The 15,278-nt window shown below is 73.0% G+C and carries 14 protein-coding genes; 3 read left to right on the top strand and 11 right to left on the bottom strand.

Annotated elements, in window-relative coordinates; all coding sequences use genetic code 11:
* Positions 1-68: 68 nt before the first annotated feature.
* Genes ABT299_RS29115 through ABT299_RS29100 form a run of 4 tightly spaced genes read right to left on the bottom strand, consistent with a single transcriptional unit; the run spans position 69 to position 3,536 of the window.
* Complete coding sequence (locus ABT299_RS29115) at positions 69-995, bottom strand: ABC transporter substrate-binding protein (protein WP_387032694.1); 927 nt, start codon at positions 993-995, stop codon at positions 69-71.
* 26 nt (positions 996-1,021) lie between these two features.
* Complete coding sequence (locus ABT299_RS29110; RefSeq protein WP_190852293.1) at positions 1,022-1,708, bottom strand: ABC transporter permease; 687 nt, start codon at positions 1,706-1,708, stop codon at positions 1,022-1,024.
* Positions 1,705-2,352: an ABC transporter permease gene (locus tag ABT299_RS29105; protein ID WP_387032692.1), complete on the bottom strand. Its 648-nt coding sequence runs from the start codon at positions 2,350-2,352 to the stop codon at positions 1,705-1,707. The genes ABT299_RS29110 and ABT299_RS29105 overlap by 4 nt, the downstream gene beginning before the upstream one ends.
* Positions 2,352-3,536, bottom strand: coding sequence for an ABC transporter ATP-binding protein (locus ABT299_RS29100; protein ID WP_500252655.1), 1,185 nt, complete (start codon positions 3,534-3,536; stop codon positions 2,352-2,354). Before ABT299_RS29100 ends, ABT299_RS29105 begins: the two co-directional genes overlap by 1 nt.
* Before the next feature lie 159 nt (positions 3,537-3,695).
* On the opposite strand from ABT299_RS29100, the gene ABT299_RS29095 reads away from it, so the two are divergent.
* Positions 3,696-5,159, top strand: coding sequence for an aromatic amino acid lyase (locus ABT299_RS29095; RefSeq protein WP_190852307.1), 1,464 nt, complete (start codon positions 3,696-3,698; stop codon positions 5,157-5,159).
* A gap of 184 nt (positions 5,160-5,343) precedes the next feature.
* Here ABT299_RS29095 and ABT299_RS29090 read toward each other — a convergent pair whose 3' ends face one another.
* The gene (locus ABT299_RS29090) at positions 5,344-6,315 is read right to left on the bottom strand and encodes a LacI family DNA-binding transcriptional regulator (RefSeq protein ID WP_347256518.1); all 972 of its coding nucleotides are present in this window, start codon (positions 6,313-6,315) and stop codon (positions 5,344-5,346) included.
* 192 nt (positions 6,316-6,507) lie between these two features.
* Between ABT299_RS29090 and ABT299_RS29085 the strand changes: the two genes are divergently transcribed.
* Positions 6,508-7,035, top strand: a complete 528-nt coding sequence (locus ABT299_RS29085) for a cysteine dioxygenase (RefSeq protein WP_387032686.1) — start codon at positions 6,508-6,510, stop codon at positions 7,033-7,035.
* Positions 7,036-7,362: 327 nt separating this feature from the next.
* Here the strand turns inward: ABT299_RS29085 and ABT299_RS29080 are convergent, their stop codons facing one another.
* Together ABT299_RS29080 and ABT299_RS29075 are read right to left on the bottom strand one after the other, a co-directional pair.
* A complete protein-coding gene (locus ABT299_RS29080) occupies positions 7,363-8,439 on the bottom strand; it encodes a hypothetical protein (RefSeq protein WP_500252640.1) in 1,077 nt (358 codons plus the stop codon).
* A gap of 157 nt (positions 8,440-8,596) precedes the next feature.
* Positions 8,597-9,754, bottom strand: coding sequence for an acyltransferase family protein (locus tag ABT299_RS29075; protein WP_387032683.1), 1,158 nt, complete (start codon positions 9,752-9,754; stop codon positions 8,597-8,599).
* Between the two features lie 211 nt (positions 9,755-9,965).
* Here ABT299_RS29075 and ABT299_RS29070 point away from each other — a divergent pair, with 211 nt between their 5' ends.
* Positions 9,966-10,730 (top strand): SGNH/GDSL hydrolase family protein, encoded by a 765-nt coding sequence (locus ABT299_RS29070; RefSeq protein ID WP_190852318.1) that lies wholly within the window; start codon positions 9,966-9,968, stop codon positions 10,728-10,730.
* Between the two features lie 76 nt (positions 10,731-10,806).
* On the opposite strand, the gene egtD is transcribed toward ABT299_RS29070, so the two are convergent.
* Genes egtD through egtA form a run of 4 tightly spaced genes read right to left on the bottom strand, consistent with a single transcriptional unit; the run spans position 10,807 to position 15,177 of the window.
* On the bottom strand, positions 10,807-11,763 hold the full coding sequence (gene egtD, locus ABT299_RS29065; protein ID WP_190852321.1) for an L-histidine N(alpha)-methyltransferase: 957 nt from the start codon (positions 11,761-11,763) through the stop codon (positions 10,807-10,809).
* Positions 11,764-11,788: 25 nt separating this feature from the next.
* Complete coding sequence (egtC, locus tag ABT299_RS29060; RefSeq protein WP_387032679.1) at positions 11,789-12,523, bottom strand: ergothioneine biosynthesis protein EgtC; 735 nt, start codon at positions 12,521-12,523, stop codon at positions 11,789-11,791.
* Positions 12,524-13,924 carry an ergothioneine biosynthesis protein EgtB gene (egtB, locus tag ABT299_RS29055; RefSeq protein ID WP_500252639.1) on the bottom strand — a complete coding sequence of 467 codons (1,401 nt, stop codon included), beginning with the start codon at positions 13,922-13,924 and terminating at the stop codon, positions 12,524-12,526.
* Positions 13,912-15,177, bottom strand: a complete 1,266-nt coding sequence (gene egtA, locus ABT299_RS29050; protein WP_500252638.1) for an ergothioneine biosynthesis glutamate--cysteine ligase EgtA — start codon at positions 15,175-15,177, stop codon at positions 13,912-13,914. The genes egtB and egtA overlap by 13 nt, the downstream gene beginning before the upstream one ends.
* Positions 15,178-15,278 lie beyond the last annotated feature (101 nt).

Genomic DNA, 15,278 nt, shown 5'->3' with positions numbered 1-15,278 from the left:
GGTTCCTCCGCTCCTGAGGAAGGCGGAAGCCCGCCGCGCGGTGCGCGGCGGGCTTCGCGGGGGGCGGGTCAGGCGAGGCCGTTCTTGGTCAGCCAGTCCTTGGCGACCTTCTCCTGGTCGTCCTTGTCGATCGCGATCCGCTTCATCATGTCCAGCAGGTCCTGAGTGGTGAGCTTGGCGGAGACGGCGTTGAGCGCCGCCGTGGCCTGCGCGTTCACCGCGGACTTGTTGACCAGCGGCGTCACGTTCTGCGCGCTGAAGACGTGCTGCGGGTCCTCCAGCACGACGAGCTTCTTCTGCACGATGGTCGGGTCGGTGGTGAACAGGTCCGCGGCCTGGATCTTGTCGTCGGCGAGCAGCTTGACCAGGGTGGCCTGGGCGCCCGCGTCGAACGGCTGGAACTTCTTGAAGTCCAGGCCGTACACCTTCTTCAGGCCGACGAGGCCCTGCTGGCGGGTCTTGAACTCCGACGGGCCGCCGATCGTGAGCTGGTTCGCGACCGGCTTGAGGTCGGCGATGCTCTTCAGGTGGTACTTGGACGCGGTCTGCGGGTTGACCGTGACCGAGTCCTTGTCCTCCGCCTGCGCCGAGGTCAGGACCTCCACCGAGGAGGGCAGCTTCGCCTTGAGGGCGGCGTTGACCTCGTCGGTCGTGGACGCGGTGCTGGTCTTGTCGACCGAGGTGGTCAGCAGCGCGCCGTTGTACTCGGGCATCACGCCGATGCCGCCCTTGACGACCTGGTCGTAGTAGATCTCGCGGGCGCCGATGTTGAACTTGCGGGTCACCTTGAGGCCCTTGGCCTCCAGCGCCTGCGCGTACAGCTCGCCGATCAGGTTGGACTCTGGGAAGTTGGCGCCGCCGACGGTGATGGTGCCCTTGGCGGCGCCGCCGCCGGACAGCGGGTTCTTGTCGTCGCCGCCGCCCCCGCCGCCGCAGGCCGACAGCGTCAAAGCGGCCACGAGGCCGACGGCCGCGCCACGGATGATGTGCTTCATGGGTTTTCCTTCTGTTGAAAAAAGGGTCAGGAGGAACGGGCGGAGCCGAGCAGGCCCGGCGAGACGACGAGGCGGCGCAGCGCCGCGAAGACCAGCTGGACGATCAGCGCGAGCAGCACCACCAGCACGGTCCCTCCCACCACCAGCTGGTAGTCGTTGCGGGCGAGGCCGTCGATGATGTAGCGGCCGAGGCCGCCGAACCCCGGGTAGGCGGCGATCGTGGCGGTGGCGACCACCTGGATCGCCGACGTGCGCAGCCCGAGCAGGATCAGCGGCAGCGCCATGGGCACCTCCGCGCGCCACAGCACGCCCCAGCCCGTCATGCCCATGCCCCGCGCGGCGTCCTTGGCGTCGGGGTCGACGCCGCGGATGCCCTCGAACGTGTTGACCAGGATCGGCGGGACGGCGAGCGCCACGAGCGCGATCAGCACCGGGGTGATGCTGTAGTCGACGACGACGATGAACAGCACGAGGCCGAACGTCGGGATCGCGCGGGCGATGTTCGCGACGCTGACGGCGGCGAACCCGCCGCGTCCGGTGTGCCCGACGAGCAGGCCGAACGCGAGCCCGATCACCGCGGCGCACAGCAGCGAGACGCCGCTGTAGTACAGGTGCTGGAGCAGGCGGTGGGGGATGCCGTCGTCGCCGTGCCACTGCGCGGACGCGGTCAGCCAGTTCCAGGACAGGTCGATCTGGTTCCACAGCTTGTTCATGACGTCCCTCGCGCTCTGGCCCAGGGGGTGAGCAGCCGCTGGACGGTGACCAGGATCGCGTCGGTGACCAGGGCCAGCACGACGATCAGCACGGACGCGGCGACGATCTGGGTCTGGAACTGCAGCTGGTAGCCGCGGATGATGTCGTAGCCGAGCCCGCCCTGGCCGACGAGCTGGCCGATGGCGACGAGGCTGATGGACGACACCGCGGCGACCCGGACGCCGGCGATGACGATCGGCACGGCGATCGGCAGCTCGACGCGCAGCAGCCGGCGCAGCGGCCCGAAGCCCATCGCGGTGGCGGCCTGCCGGACGGGCTCGGAGACCGAGCCGAGGCCGTCCACGACGTTCGGGATGAGCACCGACAGGCTGTAGAGCGTCAGCGGGATCATCACCGTCGACTGCGACAGCCCCGTGTACTGGATGAACACCATGAACAGCGCGAGCGACGGGATCGCGTACAGCAGGTTCGAGACCGTCAGCAGCGGGGGGTACAGCCAGCGCCAGCGGCGGCACGCGACCCCGGCGGGCAGCGAGATGAGCAGCCCGAACAGCACCGGCAGCAGCGCGAGCCGCACGTGGATGAGGGCGTGGTCGCGGAGCGTGCCGGTGTGGTCGCCGATCCAGCCCCAGTCGATGTCCATCAGTCGCCGGCACCGCCCTTCGCGGGCGCGGGGTCCTCGGCGGGGGCCGCGTCCTCGGCGGGGACCTTGTCATCGGCGGGGACCGGGTCGGCGGGGTCGTCCCCGTGGAAGCCGTGGGTGGGGACGGCGAGCAGGTCGGCGCCGCCCGCGGTGCCGAGCACGGCTCCGGAGCCGTCGACGGCGACCGCCAGCCCGGCCGGGGACAGCACGGCCGCGTCGAGCGCGGCCCGCACGGAGTCCTCGCCGGGGCGGAACGTGGCGCCGAGCGGCGCGAGCGGGGCCTCCCCCAGCGGGCCGGTGACCTGGCCGGGGCGCACCCAGCCGAGCGGGCGCCGGTCCCCGTCGACCACGAGCGCCCAGTCCAGGGCGGCGGCGTCGGCGGCGTCCGCGGTCGCCGGTCGGATCGCCTCCTCGCTCAGCGGCAGGCCGCCGGTGGCGGCGAAGGACAGGGTGCGGATGCCCCGGTTCTGGCCGATGAACCCGGCGACGAAGTCGTCGGCGGGGTGGGCGAGGAGGTCCTCGGGCGCGTCGACCTGGACGAGCCTCCCGCCGGTCTGGAACACCGCCACGCGGTCGCCGAGCTTGATCGCCTCGTCGATGTCGTGGGTGACGAAGACGATCGTCTTGTGCAGCTCGTCCTGCAGCCGCAGGAACTCGTCCTGCAGCTCGGCGCGGACGACGGGGTCGACGGCGCTGAACGGCTCGTCCATCAGCATGATCGGCGGGTCGGCGGCGAGGGCGCGGGCGACGCCGACGCGCTGCTGCTGCCCGCCGGACAGCTGGAACGGGTAGCGCCGGGCCATCGAGGGGTCGAGGCCGACCCGCTCCATCAGCTCGTGCGCGGCGGCGCGGGCCTTCTTCTTGTTCCAGCGCAGCAGGTACGGGACGGTGGCGATGTTGTCCTCGATGGTGCGGTGCGGGAACAGCCCGGCGTGCTGGATGACGTAGCCGATGCCGCGCCGCAGCTCGGCGGGCTTGCGCTCGCGGACGTCGCCGCCGTCGATGAGCACGCGCCCGGCGGTGGGCTCGACCATGCGGTTGATGGTCCGCAGCGCGGTGGTCTTGCCGCCGCCGGAGGTGCCGACGAACACGGTGATGCGCCCGGTCGGGCATTCCAGGCTCACGTCGTCCAGGGCGACGGTGCCGTCCGGGTAGCGCTTGGTCACGCCCTCAAAGGTGATCAAACGATTCACGTCCTCGTTGGGCGTCGCAACGCCGATGATCGACTTCGGCCTTCTCCCCAACCGTAACCAATGTGTACCGTCTCGTCAGAGTCCCGCCTTGTCCGGAACGTCGGTTCTTGAGGATAACTACCTGAAATTAGGGGAAAGTAGCGTAGCCCCGTGGAGAACAGCCGAATCGTTATCGACGGGACCTCGCTCACCTGCTCTGAGGTGGTGGTCGCGGCCCGCGAGGATGTGATGGTCGCCATAGCGCCGGACGGGGTGGAGCGGGCCCGCGCGGCCTGGCGGGTGGCCCGCGAGGTCGCCGCATCGCAGCCCGTCTACGGGCGGACGACCGGCGTCGGCGCCAACCGCGTCGTGGACGTCGAGTGGGAGGACGCCGACGCGCACGGGCTGCGGCTGCTGCGCAGCCACGCGGCCGGGGCGGGCCCGCTGGTCGCGCCGGAGATCGTCCGCGCGATGCTGACCGTCCGGCTGAACCAGATCGCGGCGGGCGGCTCGGGCGTCGAACCTGGAGCGCTCCAAGCGCTGGCGGACGTCCTCAACCTGGGGCTCCTCCCGCCCGTACCGGTGTACGGGGCGATCGGCACGGGCGACCTGACGGCGCTGGCGTCGACCGCGCTGTGCCTGCTCGGCGAGCGGTCCTGGCTCGCCGGGCCGGAGGGGGCGCCGGAGCGCGGCCCCGGCTACCGGCTCCAGTCCGCCGACGCGCTGGCCTTCATCAGCTCCAACGCCGCGACGCTCGGGGAGGCGGCCCTCGCGGTGGCCGACCTGCGGCGGATGCTGCGCGCGTCGACGGTCGTGGCCGCGCTGTCGCACTTCGCCGTCCGGGCGTCGGAGGAGCCGTACGCGCCGCCCGTGCAGGACGCGTGCCCCCACCCCGGCCAGCGGGACGCGGCCGACGCGATGCGCACCCTGCTCGCCTTCGACCGGCCCGCCCCCATGCGCATCCAGGACCCGTACGGCTACCGGGCGTTCCCGCAGGTCCACGGCCCTGCGCTGGAGGCCGCCGGGTACGCCGAGCAGGTCGTCACGCGGGAGATCAACGCCGCGGCGGAGAACCCGCTGGTGGACGTCGCCGGGCGGACGGTCTGGCACAACGGCAACTTCCACACCGCCTACGTGGGGCTCGCGCTCGACACGGCCCGCGCCGCGCTGTTCCAGACGATGGCCCTGGCCGCCGCGCGGCTCGGCACGCTCGCCGAGCCGTCGTTCACCGGCCTCTACCCGTTCCAGGGCGCCACCGAGGCGTCCTCGGGGATCATGATCCTGGAGTACGTCGCGCACTCCTGCCTCGCCGACGTGCGCCGGCTCGCCACCCCCGCCGCGCTCGGCAGCGCCGTGCTGTCGCGCGGCGTCGAGGAGCACGCGGGCTTCTCCACCCAGTCGGCCCGCGCGACCACCGACGCCGTCGCCGCCTACCGGCTCGGCCTCGGCTGCGAGCTGGTCGCGGCCGTCCGGGCGCTGCGGATGCAGGGGCGCGCCCCGTCCGGCGGGCCGCTGCGGTCGGCGTTCGACCTGGCCGAGGCCGTCCTCGACCCGCGCGTGGAGGACCGCCCGCTCGACACCGACATCGCCGTGGCCGCCGACCTCCTCCCCCGCCTCGCCCGCCTGCACCCCTGATTTCCACAATCCCGGCTGTGTTTCCACAATCCCGGCCCAAGGGGCTCGCCTGGCGGCTCGCCCCTTGACCGGTCTCGGGCGAGCGCGAACTCGCTTCGCGAGCTTCCCGGTGGGGCTCGCCTCCGGCTTCGCCCCACCGGTCAGATAACGCGCTCGCGCGATGGCTCGGGCGTCGGGGCGGCCCTCAGGGGTGGGGGCCGCCGGTGGAGGTGCGGACGCGGAGCGACGGCTCGCGCACCACGCGGCGCTTGCGGGGCTTGCCGTCGATGACGTCGACGATCAGCCGGACGGCCGCGTGCACGATGCCGTCGATGTCCCAGTCGACGGACGTCAGCGGCGGCGTGAGCAGCGCCGACATCGGATGGTCGTCGTAGCCGCACACCGCGATGTCGCCGGGGACGGCGAGGCCCAGCTCGCGGGTCGCGGCGTACACCCCGTAGGCGATGGAGTCGGCGAAGCAGAACACCGCCGTCGGCCGGTCGGAGCCGCCGAGCACGCGCAGCGCGACCTCGGTGGCCTCGGCGAGCGACTGCGGCGCCACCACCACGTCGACGCGCAGCCCGAGCCGCTCGGCCTCGGCGTTGACGTGCACGTCCGCGGGACGGTCGGGGGTGCTCGCGCGGGTCGGGGTGAAGACGGTGACGCGCTCGTGGCCGAGGTCGCGCAGGTGCTCCAGCGCGAGCGTGACGCCGCGCCGGTTGTCGAACACGACCTCGCCCTGCGACCGCCCGCCGTGCAGGGCGTCGCCGATCGACACCACCGGAACCGTCTCCGACAGCTCGGCCCAGAACGGCGCGGCCGGGTCGAGCGGCTGCACGATCAGCCCGTCCACCCGCTGGTCGCGCAGCCGGCGGGCGAGCGCCAGCTCACGCTCGGGGTCGCCGCCGGCGTCGACGATCAGGGCGTAGCGGTCGCGGGCGAGCAGCGCCCGGCCGATGCCGGTGGCGAGGGACTGCTGCCAGTAGTCCTCCAGCGAACCGCACAGCAGCCCCACCTGGTCGGTGCGGCCGCTGGCCAGCGCGCGGGCGATGGGGTGCGCCTCGTACCCGAGCTCCTCGGCCGCCGCCCGGACCCGCTCCTGCGTCTCCTCCGAGGTCTGGATGCCGCGCAGCGCGTACGAGACGGCGGCGGGCGACAGCCCCGTCGCCTGGGCCACTTCACGGATGGTCGCGCGTTTGCGCCTCTCCGACATCCCTCCAACCCTAGACGCCCCCGCTGACAGAACGGGGGACCCCACTTGACGGGACAGTTGCTGAACCGTTTCACTGAAACGGTTAACTGATGCGGTTCAGAATCCGCCCCCGCTGTTCGCGCCGCGTCGTCCGTCCCGCTTGGAAAGGAGCGCACCGTGTCCCACGATGTCCTGCCCCGCACCCCCGGCTTCGCGGACCTGCCCGCCCGCGTCCTCGGTAAGCGCGAGCTGCGCGCTCTGGTGGACGACCTCGCCGAGCGGCCGGAGCTGTGGCGGCGGCACGTCGAGTTCCCGGGCGGCGGCCGCCGGCACTACGCCTCGCTCTACCGGGACGAGCACGTGGACGTGTGGCTGCTGTGCTGGACGCCGGACGACGACACGGGCTGGCACGACCACGACGTGTCCTCGGGCGCGGTGCGCGTCGTCAGCGGCGCCATCGAGGAGAGCAACCCGCGGATCGGCGGCGCGCACGCCAGCACGGTCGTCGCCGAGGGCGCCTCGTTCTGCTTCGGCCCGGACCACATCCACCGGCTCACCGGGGTGGCCGACGCCAGCGTCTCCATCCACGCGTACTCGCCGCCGCTGTGGCGGATGGGTCAGTACTCCATCGACGAGTCCGGCCTGATGCGCCGCCTGCCCGTCGGCTACGCCGACGAACTACGCCCTCAGGACACCCCCGCCTGACGAGCCCCCGGAGGGCCGGCCGAGCCGCCACCCGAAGCTTGGAATACCAAGCGGTGACCCGAGCCGCCACGCGAGCGCGCTATCTGACCGGTGGGGCGAAGCCGAAGGCGAGCCCCACCGGGAAGCTCGCGAAGCGAGTTCGCGCTCGCCCAAGCACGGTCAAGGGGCGAGCCGCCAGGCGAGCCCCTTGGGCCGGGATTGCATAAGTACTGCCTCCGGCGGATCCGACCGGGGGAGACGGATCCGCCGGAGGAGGGTGGCCGTCCGATGCCCGCTCACATCGGGCGGCCACCCACACTTCCCTCAGCGCGCCCCGGTCCGAAAACGTCACACCTCCGGCGCGGCGGTTTTCGGAGGGGCCGCGAACCGCCGGTGAATCAACCGGTCCGTGAGCGCGCAGATCGCGACGGCCACGGCGAAGCAGAGCGCGGCGGCGCGGAGCACACCGGCCTCGTAATAGGTGTCGGTCACCAGCAGGATGGCCGCGGCGCCGGCCGCTCCCCCGGTGAGCAGCGCGGCGGCGATCTGGGCGGCCCAGAGGATCGTCCGGCGCGGTCCGGCGCCGGCGAGTCCTTCCCGGAGGGCGTGCACGGCGCCCGCGGCGCAGATGAGGAGGCCCGCGATGCCCGCGATGAGCGGCGTCCCGAAGTTCACGCCGTAGCGGACGGCCAGTGCCGGGATGAAGAAGAGGGCGAGCGCCCAGCGCAGCCCTGTGCCGATGGAGGCCGACGCGAGCCCCGGTTCACCGCCTTGGGGCGTGCGGGCGGCCCACCAACGGGCGGCCACGAGGATCACCGCCGTGACGATCGCGCCCGGTAGGCGTCCACCGAGATGCCCGAGGTTGTAGAGGAGCGCCGTGTCGTAGACGGTCAGGACCAGTTGGCCCAGTGCCCATACCGAGACGGCGAACAGGAGCATCTGGGGGAACGACGAGACCGTGGGCGCGTCGGTGTCCTGCCGGGCGAGCCACCGGATGAGCAAGGGCGTCACCAGGCCCGTGCACGCGCGGATGATGATGTCGTCCACCGTGTAAGGCGTGTGCAGCACCCACTCCACGACGCAGAAGGCGAACGTGTAGGAGAGGGACGCGGCCCACACCATCCATGACGTGGCGACGCGCCTGTAGAGCCCGCGATCCAACCATCGCAGCACCGTCACGTAGGAGAGCAGCCCGAACGGCAGCTCAAGGAATCCCGGTACGCGCAGCAGGCATGGCGCCAGGAGCTCTGGTGCAGGGAAGTGCGCGGCGAACGAGCGCATGGACGGCCCGTCCGCCAGTGCGAACCAGCCCTCCGGCACGTACCGCGCTATGAACGACGTGTCCCCGCCGTGGACGCGCAGGATGTACACGGTGAAGAGCACCTGGTTGACGTAGACGAGCGCCACGACCAGAGCGAGGAACACCTCCGGACGGGCCCAGACGCGTCCGCCTCCCCCGCCGCCATTACCGCTCCGCACAAGGCGCGGTACGAGGGCAAGGCTCACCGCCGTCGAAACCACCGCCGCGGCGTCCACCCCTATGGCCATGACCGACAAACATAGGCCGCCGGGGCCGGGGCGGTCAGCGGGCGGCGAGTTCCGGCGCCGCTTCGGGGGCGCGCGGGGCGGGCACGTCGCCGACGGCGTCTCCTGCGGGCACACCGCCGGCAGGGGCGTCCGCAGCAGGACGGGGCTTCGCGGACCGCATCGGCTCCAGCGACGCCAGCAGCCGTGCCCGCATCCACTTCGCGCCGGGCTTCTCCACCAGGCGATGCACCGCGTAGGCGAGCGCCAGGGACGCCGCGATGACCGCGGCGAGCGCGGCCCAGCGGTTCAGCCCCGGGTACAGCGCGTCCAGCAGCGGCAGCGCGAGCTGCGAATGGACGAGGTAGAGCGGGTACGTCAGCGCCCCGAGGACGGTCAGGCCGCGCCACCGCACCCAGCTCAGCCGGCCCGTCGCGACGAGGATCATCACCAGGAAGATGCCGGTGACGGCGGCCGCGACGGGCAGGTGAGCGGAGCCCTTGAACGCGCCGTCCGCCCGCCAGCCGCCCCAGTGCAGTGCCAGCAGGTAGGACACGGCGACGTATCCCCACAGCAGCAGCGTCGGCCCGAACCGGTGGATCATGTACAGCGCCATGCCGGCGATGAAGTACGGGCTCCACGTCGGCACCAGCATGATCTGGAGGAACTTGTTGCCGGCCTCGTCGGCGAAGACGCCGCCGAACATCCACGCCGCCATGAAGACCAGGCACGACCGGTAGGTGATGCCGATCCCGGCGAGCACGGCCGCCAGCACGTAGAAGTGCATCTCGACCCAGAGCGTCCAGTAGACGGCGTCGACGTTCTCGACGCCGAGCCCGCCCTGGAGCATCGTCAGGTTCGGCACGACGAGCCCGGGGACGCCGTGCCCCTCCCGGAAGACGGCGTACACGACCGCGCCGAGCAGCACGCTCGCCCAGTACGCGGGCATCAGCCGCACCAGCCGGGAGACGCCGAACTCGCCCGGGGAGCGCCCCCACGCGCTCATCAGGATCACGAAGCCGCTGATGACGAAGAACAGGTCGACGCCGAGGTAGCCGTACCGGGTGACCGCGCCCAGCGCGGGGAACACCTCGCGGGCGTGCTCCGGCCACGGCCCCGCGCCGCCGAACCCGGTGAAGTGGTACAGCACGACGGCGATGGCCGCCAGGAAGCGGAGCAGGTCGAGTTCGCGGAGCCGCGGGCGTCGGGGGGTCACCGCGGAACCCTCTCGGGGGCGGGTTGCGCGGCGCGGGACGCGGCGTGAGAACCCGGTGAACGGCGGGTGTAGCCGGGGATGGCCCGCGCCGGGCTCCAGGGGGCTCCAGGGCCGCCCGGGACGGGCCCCGGGTTTCGCGCGACGGGCGCGTGGGGCGGGAGGGGGTCAGTAAGATACCGGTGCATTCGCACCCGACTTTTGGTGGTCCTCCATGACATCTCGCCGCGCCCGACGCGGCGCGGCGACCCTCCTGCTGTGCCTGGGCCTGCTCGGCCTGCCCCTGCTGGCCGGGTGCGGCGGCACCGGAGGGCCCGGCCCCCGGACGGCCCGGGCGGACGGCCCGGCCCAGAAGAAGGCGGCCCCGCGGTCGTCGGTGGTGTTCTTCCTCGGCGACAGCTACACGGTCGGGGACCGCGGCGTACTGCCGGAGACGACGTACGCGTCGGCGACCGGGCGGCTGATGGGCTGGCAGGTCATCGTGGCGGGCCGCGCCGGCACCGGCTTCGTGAAGACGGTCGCCGGGCAGTCGTTCCTGCAGCTGTTCGAGAGCCAGCTCGGCTGGCGGCCCGCGCCCGACCTGCTGATCGTCTCGGGCGGGCACAACGACTGGCGGGTCCAGCCGCCGCGCGTCGCGGCGGCCGCGCGGACGCTGCTCGAACGGGCCAGGCAGCGCTGGCCCGGCACGCACGTCGTGCTGATGGGGCCGCTGTGGGGCAACGACACGCCGCCGCCCAACGAGCTGGCCGTCCGCAACGCGCTCCGGACCCTCGCGACGCAGATGGCGGTCCCGTTCGTCGACCCGCTGGCGGAGCGGTGGATCACCGGCAACCGGCTGACCCACCGGGGCAACGCGCCCCAGTACATCAAGCGGGACGGCACCCACCCGGACGAGGCGGGCCACCGCTACGTGGCGACCCGCCTCACCGCCGACATCAAGCGCCTGGGCCTCGCCCACCCGCTCCGCCGCCCCGCCTGACCCGGACCGCCGGGTCGCGGCGTGCCGTCGTCACGGGCGCTCCATCACGACGGCACGCCGCGGCGCGCGCGAGGGGTCAGTGACGCGCGGGGCGGGCGAGGCTGAGGGAGAAGTCGCCCGCCTCGTCGGTCCAGAACTCGGCGAGCTCCATCCCGGCGGACTCCAGTTCGGACGCGAGGCGCTCGCGGCGGAACTTCGCCGAGATCTCGGTGCGCATCTCCTCGCCCGCCGCGAAGCGGACGTCCAGGTCGAGGCCGCCGACGCGGACGTCCTGGTCGCGGGTGGAGCGCAGCCGCATCTCGATCCACTCCTCGGCGCCGTCCCAGACGGCGACGTGCTCGAACGCGTCCGGATCGAAGTCGGCGTCCAGTTCGCGGTCGATGACGGAGAGCACGTTCTTGTTGAACTCGGCGGTGACGCCGGCGGCGTCGTCGTAGGCGCGGACGAGGCGTCCGGGGTCCTTGACGAGGTCGGCGCCGAGCAGCAGGAAGTCGCCGTCGTCCATGGTGGCGCGCAGCCCGCCGAGGAACCCGACGCGGTCGGCGGGCGGCATGTTGCCGATCGTCCCGCCGAGGAAGGCGATCAGCCGGCGCTCCCCGGCGGGCAGCAGGTGCAGGTGCTGCTCGTAGTCGGCGACGACGGTCCGGACGGTGAGGCCCGGATGGTCGGCGGCGATCCCGGCGGCGGCCTCCTCCAGGAAGTCGCCGCTGACGTCCACCGGGACGTAGGCGCGCAGCGTCCGGTCGAGGGCGCCGAGCAGCAGCCGGGTCTTCTCCCCCGATCCGGCGCCCAGCTCCAGCAGGGTGCGGGCGCCGGTGATCGCGGCGATCTCGGGGGCGCGGGCGGTGAGGATCTCGCGCTCGCGGCGGGTCGGGTAGTACTCCTCCAGCTTGGTGATCTCCTCGAAGAGCGCGCTGCCGCGCTCGTCGTAGAACCACTTGGGCGGCAGGGTCTTCGGCGTGCCGGTGAGCCCCTCCCGGACGTCCTGTCGGAGCGTCTTGGCGAGGTCGTCGGCGGTCAGGAACCGGTCCACGTGGTCCTCCTAGCAGCGGGTCTGTCTACAGCGGGTCGATGCGGACGCCGGAGCCGGGTCCGGCGGTGACGAGCGAGCGGTCCGGGACGGGCCGCCAGCCGGGCCGGTCGTCCAGCGGTTCGGAGGCGATCCGGATCGCGTCCGCGTCCTCGCGGACGAACAGCGAGTCGCCCCAGGTGGTGGCGGCCAGGGCCGTCCCGTCGGAGGCGAGCAGGTTGTAGCGGCCGCCGGTGAGGCCGGTGACGGTCCCGACGACGGCGGCGAGGCCCTCGCCGAGGGACGCGCCGCCGCGCCAGTTCCGGACGGCGAGCGCGAACAGCGGCGCCGAGTCGAGCGGGGCGCGGGCGTCCGGGACGCCGGCGAGGTCGCCCGCGAGCTCGCGGAGCTTGGCCTCGACGCCGGCGAACCCCTCGACCTTGCCGTTGTGGCTGAACAGCCAGGGCCCTTCGCGGAACGGCTGGGCGCACGACTCGTCCACGGGGAACCCGACGGTCGCCGAGCGGATCGCCGCGACGGCGCAGGACGCGCGGACGGCGCCCGCGATCTCGCGGAACGACTGGTCGGTCCAGATCGGCTGGGACCGCCGGAACCGGACGGCGGCGCCGTCCTGGTACCAGCCGGCGCCGTACCCGTCGGCGTTCAGCAGGTTCCCCTGCGTCATGCGCGGCGCGTACGCCTGGTGCTCAAGGGAGTGCTCCCCCTCGTAGATGAGCGAGTGCAGCGTCCGCTCGGGGCCGAGGTAACCGAGGTGGCGGCACATTCAGCGCCCCTCCCCGGCCTGCGCCTCGTGGGGGGACGCCCCCCCACGCTCCCCGGCGACCGCAGAGCGCGCGCAGCGGAAGCCGGAGAAGATCTGCCGCCGGATCGGGTAGTCCCAGTTGCGGAACGAGCCGCGTACGGCGAGCGGATGCGTCGCCCACGAGCCGCCGCGCAGGACCTTGTAGTCGGGGCCGAAGAACACCTCGGAGTACTCCTTGTAGGGGAACGAGCGGAACCCCGGGTAGCCGTGGAAGTCCGACGACGTCCACTCCCACACGTCGCCGATGAGCTGCCGGACCCCGTACGCCGACGCACCGGACGCGTAGGAGCCGGCCTCGGACGGGCGCAGCAGCCGCTGCCCGAGGTTGGCGCGGCCTTCCTCGTAGACCTCGCCCCAGGGGTACTTCCGTGACCGCTGTACGGCCGGGTCCCAGCGCGCGGCCTTCTCCCACTCGGCCTCCGTGGGGAGGCGCTTGCCGGCCCACCGCGCGTAGGCGTCCGCCTCGTACCAGCACACGTGCTGGACGGGTTCGCGCGGCGGGACGGGCTCGGTGCGCCCGAACCGGCGCCGCAGCCACTGCCCTCCTTCCCTCGTCCAGAAGGCCGGGGCGCGCTTGCCGCTGCTGTTGCGCCACTCCCAGCCGGCCGGGGTCCACCAGCGCGGGTCGTCGTAGCCGCCCGCCTCGATGAAGGCGAGGTAGGCGGCGTTGGTGACCGGCTCCACGTCGATGTAGTACGCGGGCAGGTCGACCATGTGGCCCGGCCGCTCGTTGTCGTACGCCCACGGGTCGTCCGAGGTGCCCATCTCGAACGGGCCGGCCGGGATGAGGACCTCGTCTCCCCCGGCCGCGACGGCGGGCGTCTGCAGGGGCTCCGCGAGCGGGTCGAGCAGGGCGGGGGCGCCCTTGCGGAGCTGGTGCGTCGCCAGCATGGTCTCGTCGTGCATGTGCTCGTGCTGGACGACCATCCCGTACACGAACCCGCCGGACGTCAGCGGGTTCGCCGTGTCGAACCGCACGGACCCCAGCGCGTCCAGCACCTTGGCGCGCACCGTGCCGATGTAGGCGCGCGCCTCGTCCGGCGGCAGCAGCGGCAGCGAGGGCCGCTCGGCGCGCGGGTGCTCGAACGCGTCGTAGAGGCCGTCGATCTCCGGGCGCATGGGCTCGGTGCCCGCGGCGGCCCGCAGCAGCCACAGCTCCTCGTAGTTGCCGACGTGCGCCAGGTCCCAGACCAGCGGCGACATCAGCGGCGACACCTGCGAGGTGAGGTCGTCCTCGGCGAGGACGTCGGTGGTCAGGCCGAAGCTGCGGGCGCGCACCCCGCCGAGCTCCTCGGCGATCAGTTCCTTCAGCGCGTCCTCGTCGTGCTCGGCGGTGGAGCCCGGGGAGCTCAGCGGGGCCATGTCGGGTCCTCCTCGGACGTCGTGGTGGGAGCGTCGTGGTGGTCGTGGGCGCGGTCGCCGGAGGCCGCGGAGGCGAAGGCGGGGTCGTCGTCGGCGGGGGTGCGGCCGCGCTCGACGTAGCGGTGCGCGTACTCCTCCACCAGCGGGACGAGCCCGGCGGCGCCCATCCTCGGCAGCGCGTCGAGCGCCGCCGTGAAGCAGGTGCGCGCGGCGGCGGCCAGCGACGCGTCGGCGAGCCCCAGGCGGGCCGCCTCCGCCCACAGCCCCGCCACCGGCTCGGCGGCCTCCTCGGCGGCGCGGGACGCGGCCGGGTCGTCCAGCAGGGCGGCCGCGACGGCGACGGGCACCGGCCAGTACCGGGCGGGCAGCGCATCGATCATCCGCAGTTCCAGCCAGCCGCGCGGCCGGACCGGCGGGAACAGCGTGGACAGGTGGTAGTCGAGGTCCTGCTGCCCCGGCTCGCCCTTGTCCAGCCATTCCTTGAACGACATGCCGGGGTCGGACACCCACTCCCCGGACGCCGTCTTGACCAGCATGACCCGCGCGTCCAGCGCGTACCGCGTCCACGCCTCGGCGGGGTCGCCGTCCGCGCCGTCGCGCAGCACCGGCAGGGTGCGGCAGGGGTCCAGCTCGGTCCAGATGGCCTGCCGGGACGAGCGCAGCCCGGTGCGGCGGCCCGCCTTCAGCGGCGAGTTGGCGAACGCGGCGATCAGCAGGGGGCCGAGCGCGTGCGTGAGCCGCCAGCGGCGGGCGGCGTCCGCGCGGTCGGCGCCGATGTCCAGGCAGACCTGGACGGACGCGGTCGAGCACATCATCGCGAGCCCCGCGTCGGCGAACCCGCCCGCGCTGAAGTAGTCGCGCATGCACCCGTAGCGGGGGTGCTCGGCCTGGAAGCGGGGCAGCCGGACGGGGTCGACGCCGTGGCCGACGAGGTCCAGCCCGGCCGGCGCGAGCGCGTCCCGCACGTGCGCGATGTCCCCGGCGAGCGCGGAATGCAGTTCGGAAACGCCGCGGAACGGCGCGGAGCTCAGTTCCAGCTGCCCGCCGGGCTCGTAGGTGACCGCGCTTCCGCCGGGCGGCGGACCGGCCTCGTCGACGAGCATCCGCACCCGCCGCGCGGGCACGTGGGCCGCCCGGTCGGCGGCGTCGACGACGAACCACTCCGTCTCCGCGCCGACCGTCCCGGGCGGGCCGGTCTTGAAGCAGACGCCGTATATGTGCTGGTAGACGCCGTCCTCGGTGAGCCGTGGCACGCGACCTCCGGAAAAAGTTCGATAACGAGTTCGAATCCTTCCCTGCTGAACCGGATCAGGAATCAGCGAATTTTCGGGAACTTCCTTAAATCTGGGTGAAC

The organism is Spirillospora sp. NPDC000708, from assembly GCF_040299565.1.
Taxonomy (GTDB): domain Bacteria; phylum Actinomycetota; class Actinomycetes; order Streptosporangiales; family Streptosporangiaceae; genus Spirillospora.
This window is presented reverse-complemented; position numbering and strand designations above follow the sequence as displayed.

What these genes read in the sequence shown, in the direction of transcription:
- ABT299_RS29115 (WP_387032694.1), bottom strand. Translation starts at nt 995, where the DNA reads ATGAAGCACATCATCCGTGGCGCGGCCGTCGGCCTCGTGGCCGCTTTG.
- ABT299_RS29110 (WP_190852293.1), bottom strand. Translation starts at nt 1,708, where the DNA reads ATGAACAAGCTGTGGAACCAGATCGACCTGTCCTGGAACTGGCTGACC.
- ABT299_RS29105 (WP_387032692.1), bottom strand. Translation starts at nt 2,352, where the DNA reads ATGGACATCGACTGGGGCTGGATCGGCGACCACACCGGCACGCTCCGC.
- ABT299_RS29070 (WP_190852318.1), top strand. Translation starts at nt 9,966, where the DNA reads ATGACATCTCGCCGCGCCCGACGCGGCGCGGCGACCCTCCTGCTGTGC.
- egtC (WP_387032679.1), bottom strand. Translation starts at nt 12,523, where the DNA reads ATGTGCCGCCACCTCGGTTACCTCGGCCCCGAGCGGACGCTGCACTCG.
- egtB (WP_500252639.1), bottom strand. Translation starts at nt 13,924, where the DNA reads ATGGCCCCGCTGAGCTCCCCGGGCTCCACCGCCGAGCACGACGAGGAC.